This window comes from Halosegnis sp. (assembly GCF_042216475.1).
GTDB lineage: Archaea > Halobacteriota > Halobacteria > Halobacteriales > Haloarculaceae > Halosegnis.
Window position 1 is genome coordinate 108,790 of the sequence record NZ_JBDGTV010000004.1, and the last position, 17,036, is coordinate 125,825.

The 17,036-nt window shown below is 67.3% G+C and carries 18 protein-coding genes; 8 read left to right on the plus strand and 10 right to left on the minus strand.

All coding sequences use genetic code 11. The features are described 5' to 3' along the window. Positions 1-13: 13 nt before the first annotated feature. Positions 14-637 carry a ribonuclease HI gene (locus ABEJ63_RS02095; RefSeq protein ID WP_375794690.1) on the minus strand — a complete coding sequence of 208 codons (624 nt, stop codon included), beginning with the start codon at positions 635-637 and terminating at the stop codon, positions 14-16. A 98-nt stretch (positions 638-735) separates the two neighbouring features. On the opposite strand from ABEJ63_RS02095, the gene ABEJ63_RS02100 reads away from it, so the two are divergent. Then, on the plus strand, positions 736-1,653 hold the full coding sequence (locus ABEJ63_RS02100; protein ID WP_375794691.1) for a DMT family transporter: 918 nt from the start codon (positions 736-738) through the stop codon (positions 1,651-1,653). A gap of 2 nt (positions 1,654-1,655) precedes the next feature. Here the strand turns inward: ABEJ63_RS02100 and ABEJ63_RS02105 are convergent, their stop codons facing one another. Both ABEJ63_RS02105 and ABEJ63_RS02110 read right to left on the minus strand, forming a co-directional pair. Further along, positions 1,656-2,069, minus strand: coding sequence for a hypothetical protein (locus ABEJ63_RS02105; RefSeq protein WP_375794692.1), 414 nt, complete (start codon positions 2,067-2,069; stop codon positions 1,656-1,658). 34 nt (positions 2,070-2,103) lie between these two features. Beyond that, positions 2,104-2,307, minus strand: a complete 204-nt coding sequence (locus tag ABEJ63_RS02110) for a hypothetical protein (protein WP_375794693.1) — start codon at positions 2,305-2,307, stop codon at positions 2,104-2,106. 96 nt (positions 2,308-2,403) lie between these two features. Here ABEJ63_RS02110 and ABEJ63_RS02115 point away from each other — a divergent pair, with 96 nt between their 5' ends. Then, positions 2,404-3,603 carry an enhanced intracellular survival protein Eis gene (locus tag ABEJ63_RS02115; protein ID WP_375794694.1) on the plus strand — a complete coding sequence of 400 codons (1,200 nt, stop codon included), beginning with the start codon at positions 2,404-2,406 and terminating at the stop codon, positions 3,601-3,603. On the opposite strand, the gene ABEJ63_RS02120 is transcribed toward ABEJ63_RS02115, so the two are convergent. Then, a complete protein-coding gene (locus ABEJ63_RS02120; protein ID WP_375794695.1) occupies positions 3,600-4,715 on the minus strand; it encodes a CaiB/BaiF CoA transferase family protein in 1,116 nt (371 codons plus the stop codon). The genes ABEJ63_RS02115 and ABEJ63_RS02120 overlap by 4 nt on opposite strands. A 78-nt stretch (positions 4,716-4,793) precedes the next feature. Between ABEJ63_RS02120 and larC the strand changes: the two genes are divergently transcribed. Then, a complete protein-coding gene (larC, locus tag ABEJ63_RS02125; protein ID WP_375794696.1) occupies positions 4,794-6,113 on the plus strand; it encodes a nickel pincer cofactor biosynthesis protein LarC in 1,320 nt (439 codons plus the stop codon). On the opposite strand, the gene ABEJ63_RS02130 is transcribed toward larC, so the two are convergent. Continuing rightward, positions 6,110-6,856 (minus strand): hypothetical protein, encoded by a 747-nt coding sequence (locus tag ABEJ63_RS02130; protein WP_375794697.1) that lies wholly within the window; start codon positions 6,854-6,856, stop codon positions 6,110-6,112. The two genes, larC and ABEJ63_RS02130, sit on opposite strands and share 4 nt — an antisense overlap. A gap of 77 nt (positions 6,857-6,933) precedes the next feature. Here ABEJ63_RS02130 and radB point away from each other — a divergent pair, with 77 nt between their 5' ends. Next, positions 6,934-7,632 carry a DNA repair and recombination protein RadB gene (gene radB, locus ABEJ63_RS02135; protein WP_375794698.1) on the plus strand — a complete coding sequence of 233 codons (699 nt, stop codon included), beginning with the start codon at positions 6,934-6,936 and terminating at the stop codon, positions 7,630-7,632. Here radB and ABEJ63_RS02140 read toward each other — a convergent pair. Together ABEJ63_RS02140 and ABEJ63_RS02145 are read right to left on the minus strand one after the other, a co-directional pair. Beyond that, a complete protein-coding gene (locus ABEJ63_RS02140) occupies positions 7,629-8,054 on the minus strand; it encodes a pyridoxamine 5'-phosphate oxidase family protein (RefSeq protein ID WP_375794699.1) in 426 nt (141 codons plus the stop codon). The two genes, radB and ABEJ63_RS02140, sit on opposite strands and share 4 nt — an antisense overlap. 109 nt (positions 8,055-8,163) lie before the next feature. Further along, on the minus strand, positions 8,164-9,258 hold the full coding sequence (locus ABEJ63_RS02145; protein ID WP_375794700.1) for a KaiC domain-containing protein: 1,095 nt from the start codon (positions 9,256-9,258) through the stop codon (positions 8,164-8,166). A 115-nt stretch (positions 9,259-9,373) separates the two neighbouring features. Between ABEJ63_RS02145 and ABEJ63_RS02150 the strand changes: the two genes are divergently transcribed. Together ABEJ63_RS02150 and mptA are read left to right on the plus strand one after the other, a co-directional pair. Then, entirely contained in the window at positions 9,374-10,186 is an 813-nt protein-coding gene (locus ABEJ63_RS02150; protein WP_375794701.1) for an NAD(+)/NADH kinase, read from the plus strand. 46 nt (positions 10,187-10,232) lie between these two features. Continuing rightward, positions 10,233-11,156 (plus strand): GTP cyclohydrolase MptA, encoded by a 924-nt coding sequence (gene mptA / locus ABEJ63_RS02155; protein WP_375794702.1) that lies wholly within the window; start codon positions 10,233-10,235, stop codon positions 11,154-11,156. Here the strand turns inward: mptA and ABEJ63_RS02160 are convergent. Together ABEJ63_RS02160 and ABEJ63_RS02165 are read right to left on the minus strand one after the other, a co-directional pair. Continuing rightward, positions 11,153-11,959 carry a TrmB family transcriptional regulator gene (locus ABEJ63_RS02160; protein WP_375794703.1) on the minus strand — a complete coding sequence of 269 codons (807 nt, stop codon included), beginning with the start codon at positions 11,957-11,959 and terminating at the stop codon, positions 11,153-11,155. The genes mptA and ABEJ63_RS02160 overlap by 4 nt on opposite strands. A 44-nt stretch (positions 11,960-12,003) precedes the next feature. Next, positions 12,004-13,626 carry a DUF255 domain-containing protein gene (locus ABEJ63_RS02165; protein ID WP_375794704.1) on the minus strand — a complete coding sequence of 541 codons (1,623 nt, stop codon included), beginning with the start codon at positions 13,624-13,626 and terminating at the stop codon, positions 12,004-12,006. A gap of 85 nt (positions 13,627-13,711) precedes the next feature. Between ABEJ63_RS02165 and ABEJ63_RS02170 the strand changes: the two genes are divergently transcribed. Continuing rightward, positions 13,712-15,058: a TIGR00297 family protein gene (locus ABEJ63_RS02170; protein WP_375794705.1), complete on the plus strand. Its 1,347-nt coding sequence runs from the start codon at positions 13,712-13,714 to the stop codon at positions 15,056-15,058. Further along, on the plus strand, positions 15,055-15,483 hold the full coding sequence (locus tag ABEJ63_RS02175; RefSeq protein ID WP_375794706.1) for a GNAT family N-acetyltransferase: 429 nt from the start codon (positions 15,055-15,057) through the stop codon (positions 15,481-15,483). The genes ABEJ63_RS02170 and ABEJ63_RS02175 overlap by 4 nt, the downstream gene beginning before the upstream one ends. On the opposite strand, the gene dnaG is transcribed toward ABEJ63_RS02175, so the two are convergent. Then, entirely contained in the window at positions 15,460-16,806 is a 1,347-nt protein-coding gene (dnaG, locus tag ABEJ63_RS02180; RefSeq protein WP_375794707.1) for a DNA primase DnaG, read from the minus strand. The genes ABEJ63_RS02175 and dnaG overlap by 24 nt on opposite strands. Positions 16,807-17,036: the final 230 nt, after the last annotated feature.

Here is a 17,036-nt window from a genome sequence, read left to right on the forward strand (position 1 = left end):
TACACAAATGAGCTCAGTCACCGGGTCGGTTGGCCCGGCTTGGCGGTGGAATCTGCTCGTCGCCGCGCTCGGCGCCGGGCGGGCGCACACACCGATCCGGTTCGCCGTTCAGATGAGCGTAGCTCGCCGGGTCGTTGGCGAGCGGGTGGGCGGGGTTCTCGCGTGAGTCCAGCCGGGCGGCCCGGAGTTCGTCAAAGCCGCCGATACGCGCGCGGATGCCGCGCCAGTGGTGGCCCGACGCGGCGGGGACCTGGAACGGGTGCGGGGGTCGTGCCTCTGGGGCCGATAGCGCGAGTGCGGCCCGGTTGACGTTTGCCGCGAGGTCGTCATGGTCAACGATGACCCCGACACGGGCAGAATCGGGCACCCGCGCTGCGAGCACGTCCAGCCCGAGGTGGAGCGCGCGATACTCCGCCACGTTGTTGTCAGGCGGCGAGTCGGGGACTGACAGCCGACTGACCGTCTCGCCGTCGCGCGTCTCGATGACAACGCCCAGCCCACCACCTCCTCGGTCGTGGAAGGAGCCATCGGTTGCCACGTAGAAGTCGCGATGGTGAGTGCGCGGCGGATGCGCGATGTGCGGCGTTGGGCTGTCGTCGAACAACTCTCTCAGCGCCGGCCGGCCGTATGCGGCCATACAACCCATTTGCTCCCTCGCGGCTTCAACTCTGTGGTGGTCTCGTCCGTCGCGGCCGGTTCCGAAAGGTTCACCCGGGGAAGCGTCCGACTCCCGGCGTGCGACACCGGAATCTCCTGCTGTTTCTTGCCCTCTCGCTGGCGTGGGGGTCAGCGTTCGTCGCCATCAAGGCAGGGCTTGGGACACCTGCTGCTCCGGCGGGCTTCTTCGAGACACCGATTCTGTTCGCCGCACTCCGCTACGATATTGCCGGTGTGCTGATGCTCGCCTACGCGGCGTACGCAACCAACCACCCCGTGCCGTCGGGGCGGACAGAGTGGGCGAGCACGCTCGTTGCGGCCGTGTTCATGATCGCGGCCTATCACGCCTTCCTGTTCGTCGGTGAGACGGACCCCGCGGTGTCGAGTGCCGCCGCCGCGGTCGTTGTCTCGTTGTCGCCTGTGCTGACGGCGGGGTTCTCGCGCCTATGGCTGCCGAGCGAACGGCTGGCGCCGCTCGGTGTCTTCGGACTCCTCTTGGGGTTCGCGGGCGTCGTCCTGCTAGCGGAGCCGTCCCCGTCCGGAATCTCCGTCGCACCGGGGATCGTGCTCGTTTTCCTCGCGACGCTATCGTTCGCCGGCGGCTCGGTGCTCAACCGCCGCATCGACGCCGACATGCCGATAGAGACGCTGGAGGCGTGGGCGATGCTGGTTGGTGCGCTTGTGATGCACGCTGCGAGCATCGCTGTCGGCGAGCCCGTCAGCGCCGTCGAGCTGACACCTCGCTCGCTCGCGGCGCTCGCGTACCTCGCCGTCGTCGCCTCCGCGCTCGGGTTTCTCGTCTACTTCGACCTGTTGGCGCGGCTCGGCCCTGTCGAGATAAACCTCGTCTCATATGCCGCGCCACCGGTCGCAGCCGTTGTCGGCTTTCTCCTGCTCGGAGAGGTGGTCGATCTCGCTGCCGTCGCCGGCTTTCTCGTCATTCTCGTTGGGTTTCTGCTGGTGAAACGCGACGCGATTCGGGCCGAATTGACCTGAACTCAGCCCAACTGTGCAATCTCAACCTCGTGGTCGCCGGCTGGCGTCTCGATGGTCGCCTGCTCACGGATGTGCTCGCGGACCTGCTCGCGCCACTCCTCGACAGCCTGCTCGTGGGCAGCGTGGTGCTCCTCGACAGAGACGTCGTCGGCGAGCCGTTCCGCGGTGTCGTCTGGCGTCGGGAACGCCGGCGGATCGGCGACCAGCGCCGCAGGGTCAACGTGGAGCGGCCGTGGGTCACCGTAGTCGGCTTCACGGCCAGCGAGGTGGAGGCGCGCCCGCATCCGCCCGGCGAACGGCGGGGTAACACGCAGGACCGCCCCCGCGTCGCGGCGAGCGTTCGCCTCCAGCGCCGTCACCACATCGTCGGCGTGGACGACGAGCCGACGGACGACGCTCGGATCGTCTGACTGCACGGTCGATACACGCCGCCGGCCGGAAAGAGCGTTTTCACTCGGGGTCGAACTCCTGGCCACGGAACCAGACGGCCCACACGACGAGGACGGCCCCACCATAGCCGGCTGCCCACACGAGCGCTCCCAGGCCGGTGTAGCCGGCCTGCGACAGCAGGAAGTCGCTCACGCCCGCAAGCACGACCCCCGTCGCGATGACTGCCAGCGCCTTCGCCCACCCCGGGAGCTCGGTCGTTTCCATACCCGCGCTATGCGGTCGCCCCACGTGAATCCGCCGTTTGCCACCGGCTCACACGCAGCCGGTGCGGATTTACCCCCCGCCGCCGACGCCGACCGTATGGACCTCCGCCCAATCCCCGACGATGAGGCGGGCGAAGAGCTGTTCGCCCGCTACGTCGAGTACGCCTTCTCCCCCGAGGATGGCCCCGAGGTCACCCTCGACGAGGACCGCCCCGACCCGCCCGCACAGGCGTATGGGCTCTACGGCAACGACCCCGAGCCGGTCAGTGTCTGTGCATCTTACGACCTCCAGGCGCATCTTCGCGGGACGACGCTCCCTATCGGTGGTGTCTCGGCTGTCGCGACGCCGCCCGAGCATCGGCGGCGAGGCCACGTCGAGACGATGTTACGAGAACTTTGCCGCAACTACCGGGCGACTGACACCCCGATGGCGGCGTTGTGGGCGTTCAAACACACCTTCTACGCGGCGTTCGGCTGGGCGACCTGTAGCCGCCGTCTTTCGTGGACCGCGGCGCCATCGACGCTCCGTTCCGCAGCCGCCTTCGATGGGGACTGGGAGCGTGTCAACGCCGACGCGTGGCGCCGGCTTGACGCCGTCTACGAGGCCGCAACCGAAGGCCGACCACTCGCACTCGACCGCACCGAGGCGTGGTGGCGTGAGCGTACCCTCCGCGGCTGGGAGACCGACCCATACGTCTCTCTGTGGACAGACGACGATGGTGATTCCGGCGCGTACGTGTGCTATACCGTGGAGACAGCCGACGATGGCCAACGGCTGCGCGTGGCAGACCACGCCGCGCGTGATCTTGACGCGTTCCGTCATGTTCTGGGCTTCCTCGCCAACCACGATTCGCAGGTGACGGAGGCGACGTTCGACACCGCCGTCGACAGCCCGCTGCACGCACTCGTCGAGAATCCCGACGAACTAACCTCTGAACTCTCGGTCGGACCATTGGCCCGCGTCGTTGATGTCGCGGGTGCTCTCGAGCCACTCACGTTCCCGATCGACGCCGAGGCGACCCTTGTGCTCGGCGTCGACGACCCGCTACTCGATTCCGTCACTGGCCGATACGAACTGTCGGTCGCCAACGGGGCGGCGACGGTCGAGCGACGGGGAGACGACCCAGCAGGCGCGGACGCACAACTGGGCGTCGGTGCGCTCGCACAGCTGGCAGTCGGCGTCCGGGCGGCCCCAACGCTCGCGCAGACGGACGCACTCGCGGCCGACTCCGAAACTGTCCGGATGCTCGATAGACTATTCCCCGAAACCACACCGTACCTCCGCGAGCGGTTCTAAAGCCGGTCCGGGTCGAAGTTGACCTCTTGAAGGAGTTCCTCGGTGTGCTCGCCACGGGCGGGGACGGCTTCGCCGCCGCTTGGCACTGAGCCGTTGACCTGGGCCGGGAAGCCGACGCGGCCGTCGTGGACGACGCCCCGCTCACGGAACGTCTCGTCGCTTACCGCCTCGCGGGGCGTCTGGACCCGCGCAAGCATCCCGGTGTCACCGCACAGCCGTTCCCACTCGGTCGCTGAGCGCTCGGCGAACAGGTCTGCGAGCGTCTCTCGGAGCGCTGCACGCTCGGCAGTATCGGTTGTGCCATGGGCGTCTGCGAGTTCCGGTCGGCCAGCTGCCTCGCAGAACGCGACCCAGTACGGCTCCTCCAGTGCCGCCAGCGTCACCCAGCCGTCACTCGCCTCGTAGATGTCGTACCACGGGTACGCGCCCGACAGCGGTGTCTCGCCCGGCCGCGGGTTGTTGTCGAACGCGAGCGCAGCCGTTGGCATCGTCACAGACAGCGCCGCCTCCGCGAGCGAGGCATCGATGTACGTCCCGCCGCCGTCGCCAACTTCGCGAGAGAGTAGGCCGGCGAGGACCGCGACGGCGGCCGCTAGTCCGCCGGCCATGTCTGCAACGGGCGCGCCTGGCACTCGTGGCTGCTCGCTGTCGTCCTGCCGGTTCATATCGAGTAGCCCCGTCGCCGCGACGTAGTTGAGGTCATGCCCCGGTCGGTCGCGGCGCGGCCCAGTGCCGCCGTAGCCTGACAGCGAGCAGTAGACCAGTTCGGGGTTCACCTCCCGTAGACGCTTATGACCGACGCCCAGCTGCTCGGCCGTCCCGGGCGCGAACCCCTCAATGACGGCATCCGCTTCAGCGGCGAGCGCGTCGAAGGCCGCCAGTCCTGTGTCGGTAGTCAGGTCCAGCGCGACGCTCCGCTTGCCGCGGTTGACCGCATCGAACACGCGGCCGACGCCCTCGTCAGTCGTCGGTGGCATCTCGCGGGCGTAGTCGCCCCGATCCGGCGACTCCACTTTCACGACGTCTGCGCCCGCGTCCGCGAGCAGTTGGGTCGCGTACGGTCCAGGGAGCAGTCGCGTGAGATCAAGCACACGCACGCCACCGAGGTCCATACCGACGGGTTGCCCGAGGCCGGCTAAAGCCTTTGGCGCGTCCGAACGCTTTTTCGCTGCTGCCGTCCGCCATTCAGTATGCGAACGCTCGCGTTCGACGGCCGGACCGGCGCTGCCGGCGACATGCTGCTGGGCGCGCTGCTCGCGGCCGGCGCCGACCAGAGCGCCCTCGCACCCGTCGAGGAGACGCTCCCCGTCGAGTACCGCGTCGAGCGGGTTGATCGCGCTGGTGTCACTGCGACGAGTGTCGACGTGCTGGTGAGCAACGACGCCAGCGACCACTCGCACTCTCACGAGCACCCGCCCGATGAAGAGTCTAAACACTCACACTCGCCTGACCACGACGAAGAGCACGCTCACAACCACTCAGACTCACACTCGCACGACCACGACCACGCCGAGGGCGCGGGCGTCACGCGCACATACCCAGAGGTGGTCGACATCGTGGAGGAGATGTCGCTCCCCGACGAGGCTCGCGAGCGGGCGCTTGGCGCGTTCCGTCGACTTGGCGAAGCAGAGGCGACGATTCACGACACGGCGCTCTCGGAGACGGCATTCCACGAGGTGGGGACCGACGACGCCATCGCGGACATTGTCGGCGTCGCATTGCTGCTCGCGAACCTCGACGTTGAGCGGGTGGTGACGACGCCCGTCTTCGCCGGTGGCGGCGAGGTGGAGATGACCCACGGTGTATACCCCGTGCCGGCGCCGGCCGTCGTCGAGATTGCTGACGGCGCCGATTGGGAACTGCGGGGCGGACCAGTTGAGCGGGAGCTGCTCACGCCGACGGGCGCGGCGATTCTCGCAGAGGTCGCTGCGGGAGTAGAGTCGCTGCCGCCGATGCGGGTATCGGAATCCGGCTACGGCGCCGGAACGCTCACGCTGGCTGACCGGCCCAATGTCGTCCGTGCGGTGGTCGGCGACGGATCCGGCGGGCTGGTCCACGACGAGATACGCGTGCTGGAGACGAACCTTGACGACGCCTCACCGGAACTGCTGGGTGACCTCCAGCGATCGCTCGCGGCCGTGGGTGCCCGTGACGTGACCATCCTCCCGGCGACGATGAAGAAGTCGCGGCCGGGCCACCTCGTCAAGGTGGTTGTCAAGCCCGAGGACGCCGCGCAGGTGGCACGCCGGCTCGCCGAAGAGACCGGGACGCTCGGCGTCCGCGAGACGGGCGCGGGCCACCGGTGGATTGCCGAGCGTGCGTTCGAGACGGTCGAGCTTGCCGTTGACGGCGAGCGTCACGAAGTACTGGTAAAGGTGGCGCGCGACGATGCCGGAACTGTCTACGATGTGAGCGCGGAATTCGATGACTGTGCGGCCGTCGCTGAGGCAACGGGGCTGGCGACCCGCGAGGTCATGCGCCGGGCCGAGCGGCAGGTTCGCGAGAATTAGTCGCCCGTCTCCTCGCGGTGTTCCGCGAGCGCCTCCTCGACTGTGAGTTCACCGGCCGCGACCCGGCGAGCCAGTAGTTCGCTGATGGTGCGGTCATCTTCGCTTTGCTCGCGCGAGCGGTTTTTGATTGCTTGGAGCTCACCCTTCGTTGGCTCGATATCTCGTGAGTCGACCCGTTCCCCTTCGAGGCGGGCGATATTGACCGCCGCAAGGACGTCACCCATCCCACGGGCACCGGTCCCGAGATACGGGGTGGTCCCCGTCTCGTCGACGAGTTCTACTGGGACATCCGAGAGCCGGTCAACGAGCTTCGCCCCTTGGAGGCGCGCGCCGTCGCCGATACGGACAAGCGGGTCCGGCGCATCTTCGATTTCTGCGCGAACGGTCGCGGCCGTCTCCGCAAGTGGGACGTGGAACGCCGCGACGACCGTATCGCCGGCCAGCACCGCAACGCCAGGGCGATCACCAGGGTCGACGCCGACGACGGTACGCCCCGAGCCGCCTCGCAGGAGCGCGAGTGCCTCCTCAACGCCACGGCGCGGCTCGCCAGGCGTCGCCCGGACGACGGCGGTCCCATCGGGGAGTTCAGCCTCACGTACAGGGTCGTCGGGCCCGACGACGAGCACGTCACAGTCCGGCAGCGGCCCATCGGGCTCGATCGTGGTGAACGTCACCCCGCGGTTGCGCAGTTCGTCAACGAGCCCGTGGTAGAGCTCGAAGTCAGCCGTCGCGACGACCAGCACACCCGGTGGTTTGGGCCGAGAGACAAAAGCGACGCGGGAAACGGGAGCTTTTCACCGACGCCGGCGAATCGCTGGCCGTGACCGAGCCGATTCCGACGGGCTGTGAGACGGTCGACGAGCTACTCGGCGGTGGCTTCGAGCGGGGGACCGTCACCCAGTTGTACGGCCCGCCGGCGGCTGGCAAAACGAATCTCGCGTTGGCTGCTGCCGTCGAGACGGCCGCAGCCGGTGACACCGCCCTCTATGTCGACACAGAGGGGGTCTCCGTCGACCGGTTCGAGCAGCTCGTCTCTTCGCGGGTCAGCGCCAATCAGACTGTCGAGGATGTCGCCGGGCGGGTGGTCATCTCTGACGCCGTCGACTTTACCGAGCAAGAGGAGGCGGTTCGGGATGCCGAACAGTTCGCTGACCGGGCAGAGCTCGTCGTGCTCGACTCCGCGACGGGTTTCTACCGGCTGGAGCGGGATGGCGCCGACAACGGTGAGACACTCCGGGCCGTCGCCCGGCAGGTCACCCACCTGCTCGGGCTTGCCCGGCAGCACGACCTCGCGGTCGTCATTACGAACCAGGTGTTTTCCGACCCAGACAGCGAGAGCGACCGCGTTCGGCCGCTCGGGGGCCATACGCTCACCCACTGGTCGGGCGTTGTGGTGCGACTTGAGCGGTTCCGCGGCGGTAACCGCCGAGCCACCCTCGAGAAACACCGCTCGAAGCCGGCTGGGGATGCTGCACGCTTCCGTATTACCGCCGACGGGCTGGCCGGCGTCGACGACTAAAGCGACGCGTCGCGGGCGACAGCTGTCCCAACATCGACGCGCACGAGCACGTCCTCTGGGTCGAAGGTATGTTTCTCGCCGGCGACCCCCCATGCCTCGGGGGTGTCGCCCTCAAGGTATTTCGGCAGGATGCGCTCGGCCGCCGCGTTAATCTCTGTGACATCCTCGATTACCGTCGCTGTCCCGCGGATAGAGACGTGCCAATCCTCCTCGGGATTCCGGACAGACAGGGCCACCTTCGGGTTCTCGCGGAGGTCTGCCACCTTCCGGCCACTGCCGAGGAATTCGACGACGCCGGCCTCGGGGCGGTAGGCGTACCAGACGGGCGCGACCCGCGGATTGCCGTCAGTCGTGGTCGCGACGTGGGCGACGTAGCTTGTGTCGGTAACGAGCCGCTCGGCGTCTCTCTCGGCGACCGGCATGGCTGCTCGTTAGGAAGTCACACCCAAGAGCAGCCAACAGTCGGTAACGGTTGCCGCCTCTCTTTCTGGCTGTCGAGTGGACGGCTGGGAAGGTGTCCCGGCAGGGCTGTCAGAAAATGTTCGCCTGCTGGTAGACAGAGATCCCCTTCTCGGTGATCTCGTAGGGTTTGGTCTCGCGGGAGTGGTTGGCGTTACGTATCTTTTGTATCTCAACAGCCAGTCTCGTCTCTTGGAACTCCGAGCGGACGTACTGAAGGACGAAGACGGCGTCGGTAAGATACTCGATGATGCCATGTCTGGAGGCGTACGGATTTCCTTCGCTGGCCTCGGAGGTGAGCATTGTCGAGACGCCGGCCTGCTTGAGTGCCTTCGTGAAGTCGAACACCTCCGTCCGGCGCTCGGCCTGGTCGTCGTACATCATCTCGAGCAGTGAGACGGAGTCGAGCACAAGTCGCTCGGCACCGAAGTCGTCGATGAGCCGCGGGAGATCACTCCGAATCGACGACAGCGAGTTGGCCATCTCGACGGGGTCGAGGTCAACGATGGCGAGTCGATCCTCGTCGACGTGCGCCTCGAAGTCCCATCCCTTCTCGCTGGCAGCGTCAAGGATGGCCTCGCGGGTTTCCTCAAGGGTAATATAGACGGCTTTCTCGTCGTGGTTGAGACCGTGTCGGAGGAACTGCAGGCCAAAGGTGGTCTTCCCCGTCCCTGCAGAGCCGATGACGACCATCAGCGCCCGTGCGGGGACGCCGCCCTGAATCATCTCGTCGAGACCTTCGACGCCGGTGTCGATGCGTGGGATGTCCGACTCGAATTCCTCATCAAACTCCTCGCCGCCGCCCCCCTCGAAGGCAGCGCCGAAGTCGTCGTCGAACAGGTCATCGCCAGCCGAGTCGCCGCCAAAGGGATCCTCGCCGGCTGAGTCGCCACCGAAGGGGTCGGCATCGGCGCCGCCGCTGCCGGCGTCCGCAAATGGATCGCTGCCGCTGGTTCCACCGCCGAATGGATCGGTGTCGGACGAGCCGCCTGCCTCTTCGAAGGGGTTTCCGGTCTCTTGGGCCGTCACCTCGTCGTCGGTGTTCGGCTCCAGGTCCGGCTCTGGCGAGGACTCTGCCTCTGCCTCGGTTTCGGTTTCGGCCTCGTCGTCCCCTCTGAGGGCGGCCTCAAACCAGTCTTCCTCGTCGGCGTCCCCGTCGTCGCTCACGCCGGGGTCACCTCCGGACGATGCATGGACGAACTTGCAATCGCAGGCTGATAAGTGTGGTCGGTCGTCACAGCGCGTCGTGAGGCTTATTCGAGGGCCCGTCGAACCTCCGATGATGCACGTCGGCGTCGTCGCACAGCAGGGAGACGAGCGGGCAGTCGGCCTTGCAGCCGACATCGCGGCGGCGCTTGATGTCCCCGTGTCACTGGACCCGGAGACGGCAAGTAGCCTTGGCCGCGCGGGCGTCGCGCCCTCGGCGATGGCCGACTACGGGCTGGTCGTCTCCATCGGTGGTGACGGCACGTTCCTCTACACGGCTCGGCGGGTTGGCTCCGCGCCGCTGCTGGGGGTAAACCTTGGCGAGGTCGGCTTCCTCAATGTTGTAGCCCCAGAGGCAGCCGTCGAGACGGTGACTGAGACAGTCGAGGCTATCCGCGCCGGCGAGGCCAGCTATCGGGAACTGACGCGCGTCGAGACGAGCGGGGCAGGGGTAGAGCTACCGGCGGCGCTCAACGAAGTGGCCGTGCTTGGTCCCCAGCGGGGCCACGGCAACGGTGTCGATGTCGAGGTGCGGGTCGATGGCGAGACATACTCGCGGACTCATGCCGACGGCGTTATCGTGGCGACGCCCACCGGCTCATCAGCGTACAACCTCTCGGAGGGCGGACCGCTGGTTCACCCAGACGCCGCGGGGCTGATCGTCACCGAGATGTGCGCCGATGGGTCGATGCCGCCGCTCGTCGTTGCCCCCGATGCCGCGGTGCGGGTCGCTGTCTCGGGTGCGGAGACGGCCTACGCCGTCGCAGATGGGCGGACACGCGCGACTGTCGACCCACCCGCAGCGGTGACCGTCTGCGCCAGTGCCGACCCGGTTCGGGTTACCGGCCCGGAACTCGACTTCTTCGCCGCGCTGGAGAAGCTCAAGTGAGCAGTCGACGGAAACCCCTAAACGCTACCCACTCCTGAATCCGGTGATGAGTAAGCAACTGCCGGACGTACAGGCGGACCGTCCGGACGTGAGCGTCGGCCTCAACCGGGTTGGCGTGACCGGGGTGGAGAAGCTCGTCAAGCTCGACCGTGCGGCCGACCGGCCCATCGTCTTGATGGCGGAGTTCGAGGTCTACGTCGACCTGCCGAAGTGGCGGAAGGGTATCGACATGTCCCGCAACATGGAGGTCGTCGACGAGATACTCGAGGAGGCCGTCGCGGAACCGGGCGAGCGGGTGGAAGACATCTGTGGCGACGTCGCAGAGCGGCTGATGGACAAACACGACTATACATCCCGGGCGGAGGTCCGGATGGAGGCCGAGTACGTCATCCGCGAAGACACACCGGCCTCGGGCCGCTCGACACAGGCGACTGCCGACATTATCGCCAGCGCGGCCGCAGACGAGGACGGTACCCGCGAGGAGATTGGCTGTCACGTCGTCGGGATGACCGTCTGTCCCTGTTCGCAGGGGATGAGCGAGGCACGAGCCCGCGAGACGCTCGCTGACCTCGGAGTCGACGAGGAGACCGCCGAAGCGTTCCTCGACGAGGTACCCCAGCCGGGCCACAGCCAGCGGGGCCACGCCACACTCACCGTCGAGACGAGCGGTACTCCCGCGGTCGAACTCCACGATCTCATCGACATTGCCCGTGACTCAATGTCGGCGCGCATCTACAACTACGCCAAGCGGCCCGACGAGGATTACATGACATACGAGGCCCATGCGGACGCAAAGTTTGTCGAGGACTGTGTGCGCGCGATGGCGGAGTTGGCTGTCGAGCAGCTCGATGTCGAGGATGATGCCGTGCTCCGGATGGAGCAGTCGAATGATGAGTCCATTCACCAGCACAACGCCCACGCCGAGCGGGTTGCGGAGTTCGGCCAACTCCGCGAGGAGATGCACAACTAAAGCGACAGCGGCTCGGCTGCCCGCCAGCGCGGCTCGAACGCCTCGCGGACTGATGCGGCGAACTCGCGGTCCGTGAGGTCGATGACGCCGAACGTCTCAGCTCGGTCCAGCGGATGCGGTACCTCCACGACTGTCTCTGTCTCGTCGATGAGTGTGAACGTCCCCGATAATTCCCGGGCTGTCCGCACGGAGAACCGCTCGTGGTCTGCTAGCGACGCCCGGTAGCGGGCGCCGATCTCCTCCGGGAGTTCGGCTACCAGTTCGCGGCGCATCAGCAGGCGAACCTCCACTCCTCGGTCGATGCCAGCGACGAGCGCGTCCAGTATCTCCGTCCCGTATCGGTCGATATCGAACAGCTGTGGGGTCTGGGCGGACAGCACCATCACGGCTGACTCATCGGCGGTGTCGAGCCGCTCACATAGTAGGTCGGCCGTCTCCTCGCCGCCGAGCGCGGCCGTCCAGAATCGCTCGGCTGGCGGTGTCGCTGTGTCCAGCTGTCCCTGTAACTCCTCGACGATAGACTCGTATTGCTGTTTCTTTGCGTCGAGTTCGCGCCGCTTCTCCTCAAGCAGTCTGTCGAGCGCGGTCGATGGCTCGACGGGGGCGTACTTCTTGGGACGGCTCGCAGACTGCGAGCGGACGAGATCGTCGCCCTCGAGGGCGTTCAAGACGTCGTAGATGCGGCCCATCGGCACGTCGCTGTCGCGAGACAACTCCTTCGCCGTTGTCGGGCCAGTGTCGAGCAGCGCGCGGTAGACGCGCTCCTCGTACTCAGAGAGCCCGAGGTCGCGGAGGTCGGCCATCGGCTACACCCCACGCACTACCATTGTATAAACACGTCGCACGTTTAATTGTCGAGTCGGCCGGGTCGGGCGGCTGCGACCCGCTCAGTCAGCGCTTCCGGGGTGGTCGCCGGCTCGGTCCGCTCGTCACCCCGGATGACGACGGCGTCAGCGCGGTCGGTCGGGACGACCACCTTCTCATGGTCAGCTACGCGCCAGGCCGCGCGATGGAGGTCCGTGCCGGCTGGAGGCGTCTTCACCACAAGTGGGTCGTAGACAGTGCGGGCGCAGGCGGCGCCGTAGTCGGCGACATCCGCGCCCATCCGGGTCGCTGCGCCCGCGAAGGCCGCCAGGGCCGCCTCGGCGGCCTCTGCGTAGCGCTCCTCGCCGGTGATGGCCGTCAGGTCGAGCAGGCCATGGACGAACTCAACATTGGCGTCCAGCGGCCGGAGCGGCCGGTCGAGCAGCCCCACGTCCCCGCTGGGGCCGTCGAGAAATGCGCCGTCGTCGGCCTGCAGGTCGAGCGTGGCGTCCGCCACCCGGCGGGCCGCCCGACGGTAGTGGTCAGCGCCGGTCGCCTGCACGCCTGCGGTCAGCCCGAGCAGGACCCGTGCACCGTCGAGCAGGAGCCCCGTCTCGGCGGCCTGGTCGTCGAAGTGGCGCACTGTTCCGTCGTCCTCGAGAGTGTCGAGCACGTACTCGAGTGCCCGCTCGGCGTAGCGGGTCGCCCGCTCATCGTCGGTGTAGGCACCAAATCGGAACAGCGCGTCCGCCGCGAGCCCATTGCGGTCAGCGTAGATGGTGGCGTCAATCCGCGGCGGTGTTGCCCCTTCTCGATCGCTCGGCTCGCGAGTGTAGTAGTCGCCGCCGGCTTGGGAGCCGGCGAACGCCTCGCCCGTCCAGAGGTCGGTTGTGAGGTACTCGACGGTCCCTTCGGCCGTCTTCCGGTAGCTTTCCTCGCCGGTGTAGAGGTAGCCGGTTGCGAACGCCCGCACGAGGGCAGCGTTCTCGTCGGTCAACTTCTCGCGGTGGAGTTTGCCGCCCCAGTTGCGGTTCTCAGCGTAGCGGTAAAAGCCGCCATCGTACGTGTCATACAGGTGGGTCTGAACGGCCTGCAGCGTGCGCTCGGCCCGGTCGCGATCGCGCTTGGCGGCGAACTCAACGGTCCTAGGGAGTGGGAACTTCGCGTCGGTCCCCCAGCCGCCGAACTCCTCGTCGAAAGCAGCGGCCACCTGCTCGACGAAGTGGGCTTCCACTTCTGCCGTGACGGCGCCGCGTGGTGGCTCTGGGTCGCGGAGCGCACGGGGAACGCTCCCTGCCTCGGTGCCGCTGGCATCCCATGTCTCTCGAACGGTGTCAATTGCCGACCGGAATCCCTCTGGTCCGAGATAGCCTGCGCCGGTGATGATGCGACCCTCGGGCGTGCAGAACACCGTCGACGGGAAGCCGCCCATATTGTAGCGCTCGCGAACGCGCGGCTGACGGTCGACATCGACACGGACGGGGACGAACCCATCCTTCAGGTGGCCAGCGAACCGCGGGTCGGCGTACGTAGTCCGGTCCATCTCGTCGCAGGCGACACACCACGGCGCCGACAGCGACAGCAGGAGTGGCTTGCCCGTCCGCTCGGCCTCGCGGAACGCCTCGGGCCCCCACTCGCGCCACTCGACGAGGGTGTCGTCTCTCATTACCGGCGCTTCGGCGTCCGCGCGGAAAGCGTCGGCGTTTCTCCCGTTCGGGACCGTTAAGTGGTCGTCGGGGGAACCGTGTGTCGTGTCTGACCTGCAGCGCGCGGTTGCGTTCGCAGCCGTGGGCCTCTGCTCGCTGGCCGCGCCAGCCGTCGAGGGCGGGCCGACCGCCCGCACCGCCGCGGTGCTGGCGGCGGTGCCGTTCCTTGCTGTCGCGGGCTACGCGCTGTTTCTTGCCGACCGCGGCCGCGCGTTCGACCTATTCGCGCGCCGCGGCGACTACGAGGAGGGGCGGCTGTTCGGGCTAGGTGGGTTCGCACTTGCAGGAGCCGGCCTGTCCGCGCTTGCGGCCGGATCGTCGCTCCCCGCGCCTGTCGTCGCCATGGCTGTTTTCGCGCTCACCGGCGGTCGCATCGCCACCGTCGCTGTCGGGAGCCGGCTCTCGCACGAGTTTCTCGCTACCGCTGCCTTCGGCGTCGGCGCGTTACTCTGGGGCCTCGTCGGCGCCTACGCCGCGCTTGTCGTCGAGGCCGGCGGTGCCCTCATCGTGCCTGCCTCGCCGGCACCGACGCTGCTTGTCTTCCTCGCGGCGACGGCGGCTGTCGGCGCGGGGCTACTGCGCGCGATGCTATTCGAGCGAGACGACCCGCTCGTGCTCGTCTCGGTGAGTCTCCTGCTCTGGCTGTTCGTCGCCCTTGATGTGGCCGTACCGCCGCTCAGGCTGGCGATCGGGCTAGCGGTCACCGTTCTGTTGGGCTACGTCGCCTACGCGCTCGGGACGGCGAGCGTCCCCGGGATGCTGACGGGCGTCCTGCTGGCGCTGTTCGCTATCGTGCTCGGGGGCTACGGCTGGTTTGCACTCTTGGTGACGTTCTTCGGGTTGGGAGGACTCGCCGCCAAGTACCGATACGAAGAGAAAGCTGCCCGCGGCATCGCCGAGGACAACGAGGGAGCTCGCGGCTCTGGCAACGTGCTCGCGAACTCTGCTGCAGCGTTGGGCGCAGTGGTGGCGTTCACAGCCAGTCAAGGGGTGGTGCCCGCCGCTGCCCCTGCATTCCGGTTCGCATATGCCGGTGCCGTCGCCGCTGCGCTCGCGGACACGTTCTCTTCGGAGTTCGGTGGCCTGTTCGACCACCCTCGACTCGTCACGACGCTGGAACCCGTCGCCCCCGGCACCGACGGCGCCGTGACCTGGCAGGGTGAACTGTTCGGCCTGCTGGGCGCCGGTATCATCGCCGGCCTTGCGGCCATCGCTTTCGACCTCGGGCCGGCCGCGGCGGGCGTCGTTCTCCTCGGTGGGTTCGTCGGAATGACCGTCGACAGCCTGCTGGGCGCGACAATCGAGGGCGACCGACTGGGCAACCAGGGCGTCAACTTCCTCGCGACGCTGTCGGGCGCCGTCGCCAGCGGCGCGCTCGTCACATTGCTGTGATTCGGCCTGCCGTGCCGGCTGACGCCCCTGCTGTCCGCTACCTCCAAGAACTGCTCCCCAGCCGCGCGCCCCGGCTGCTGGAGACGGCCGTCGCGGTAGACGGGCCCGGCGAGGTGATAGTCGCCGACGACGGCGGGATCGTCGGCTATGCGCTCGCCGTCCCCGGCGCTCACGACGCGACGCCAAGCAGCGTTTACCTCGCGGAGTTGGCCGTCGCAGAGGATGCCCGTCGCTGTGGCGTCGGGACATCGCTCGTCGAGTGGCTCACCACCCGTCACGCGGATTACGATGAGGTCAGTGTCGTCGTCGCCGTCGACGCCCCCGCTCGCGGTTTCTACGAATCGCTCGGCTTCACGGAGCGCAAGCGACTTCCCGACCGATTCGGCGACATCGACGGCGTGTTACTGTTCCGCCGGCTGTCGTAGCTCGTCGGCCGTTCGGACGCGAACACCCGCCGGCCGCTTGACGAACTCACCGGTCGCCGCGGCGAGTATCTGGTCGACGCCTCGCTGAGCGGCCACGTCGAGTACTCGCTGACTGAGTTCTCCATCCAGCACGATAACCGACGGCACAGTTTCGGTGTCCCGCACGAGCGTGAACGCCTCGTCGGTGTCGCCTTCCGCGAGGACGCCGAACGCCTCGTCCAGCAGACGAACCCGTCCTGTTTCCTCATCGATAACTGCCTTCACGTGGCCACCGAGCGTCTCGGGTGTCTCGTCGGCTGGAGGTGTCTCAACCTCCGACTCCTCGCTCGCCGTCACGTCGTCTCCGTCGGCAGTCGACTCGTGTTCTTCTGCCGGCTCTTCGTCGGTTTCGGGCGACGACTCCGTCGCTCCGGTGTCGTCGTCTTCGTCTATCTGGGTCCCTCCGGGCTCGGGCTTGATGTCCGTGCTGTTGGGCGCGAGGTCGGCACGGTCCCGGAAGGTGGCGTCTTCGCCGTCGCCTTCGTGTACCTGCTCGTATGGGGTCTTCTCGCGGAGCGCCGCGAGAACAGCGCCGCGGTCGAGGTCCTCGACGGAGCGCCCCGGTGGCGCGAACGCCACGTAGTCGACATCGCCAACCTGTGCCAGCTCCTTTAGGACAAGCTCGCCGCCGTGGTCGCCGTCGAGGAACGCCGTCACGGTGCGCTCGCGGGTGAGTGCCGCGATGGGCTCGGGGATATTTGTCCCTTCGACTGCGACGGCGTTCTTGATACCATACTGAAGTAGCTGGAGCACGTCAGCGCGCCCCTCAACGACAATGACGGCGTCGGAGTCGGCGACCCGGGGACCGGCCGGGTACCCTCGGTACTCCGTGATATCCTCGACGCGGACGGCCTGTCTAACTTCCTCGACAAGCTCCTGGCTCGACAGCATCGAGTCGTCGAACGCCTCGTGGAACAGTGTGGTTGCTCGTTCGACCACCTCGCGGCGCTTTGCCGCCCGGACGTCCTCGATGGCAGAGACATCAACCGTCGATCGGCAGGGGCCGACCCGCTCGATGGTCTCGAGGGCGGCCGCCAGCACGGCTGTCTCTACTTTGTCGAGGGAGGTGGCGATAGTGATTTCGCCGAACGATTGGCCCCGCTCGGAGTCGATCTCGACATCGATACGGCCGACCTTTGACGAGTCCTGCAGGTCACGGAGGTCAAGGTCGTCGCCAAGCAATCCTTCGGTCTGACCGAAGATGGCGCCAACGACGTCGGAGCGCTCGACCACTCCGTTAGCTGTAATGTCGGCGTGGATGAGATATTTCGCGGTGTCTTGCATGATGTGATGAACTGCCCCGGGAGGGGCGTGATGGGTGATGTGTGGCCACGACGGGCCGTGACACTACTCCTAATCGGCTCAGCGGCAAAACCGTACCGGCGCGCTGATGACACAAATCCCTCGTCACAACGCTACCAGCGCGGACGTTCACCCCTTCGGCGGTGGGTAGCTGACTAGGCTGGTCTCAAGAGGCGGCTGCCGCCGTGTTCCGGGTGCGCGCGGACTAACGA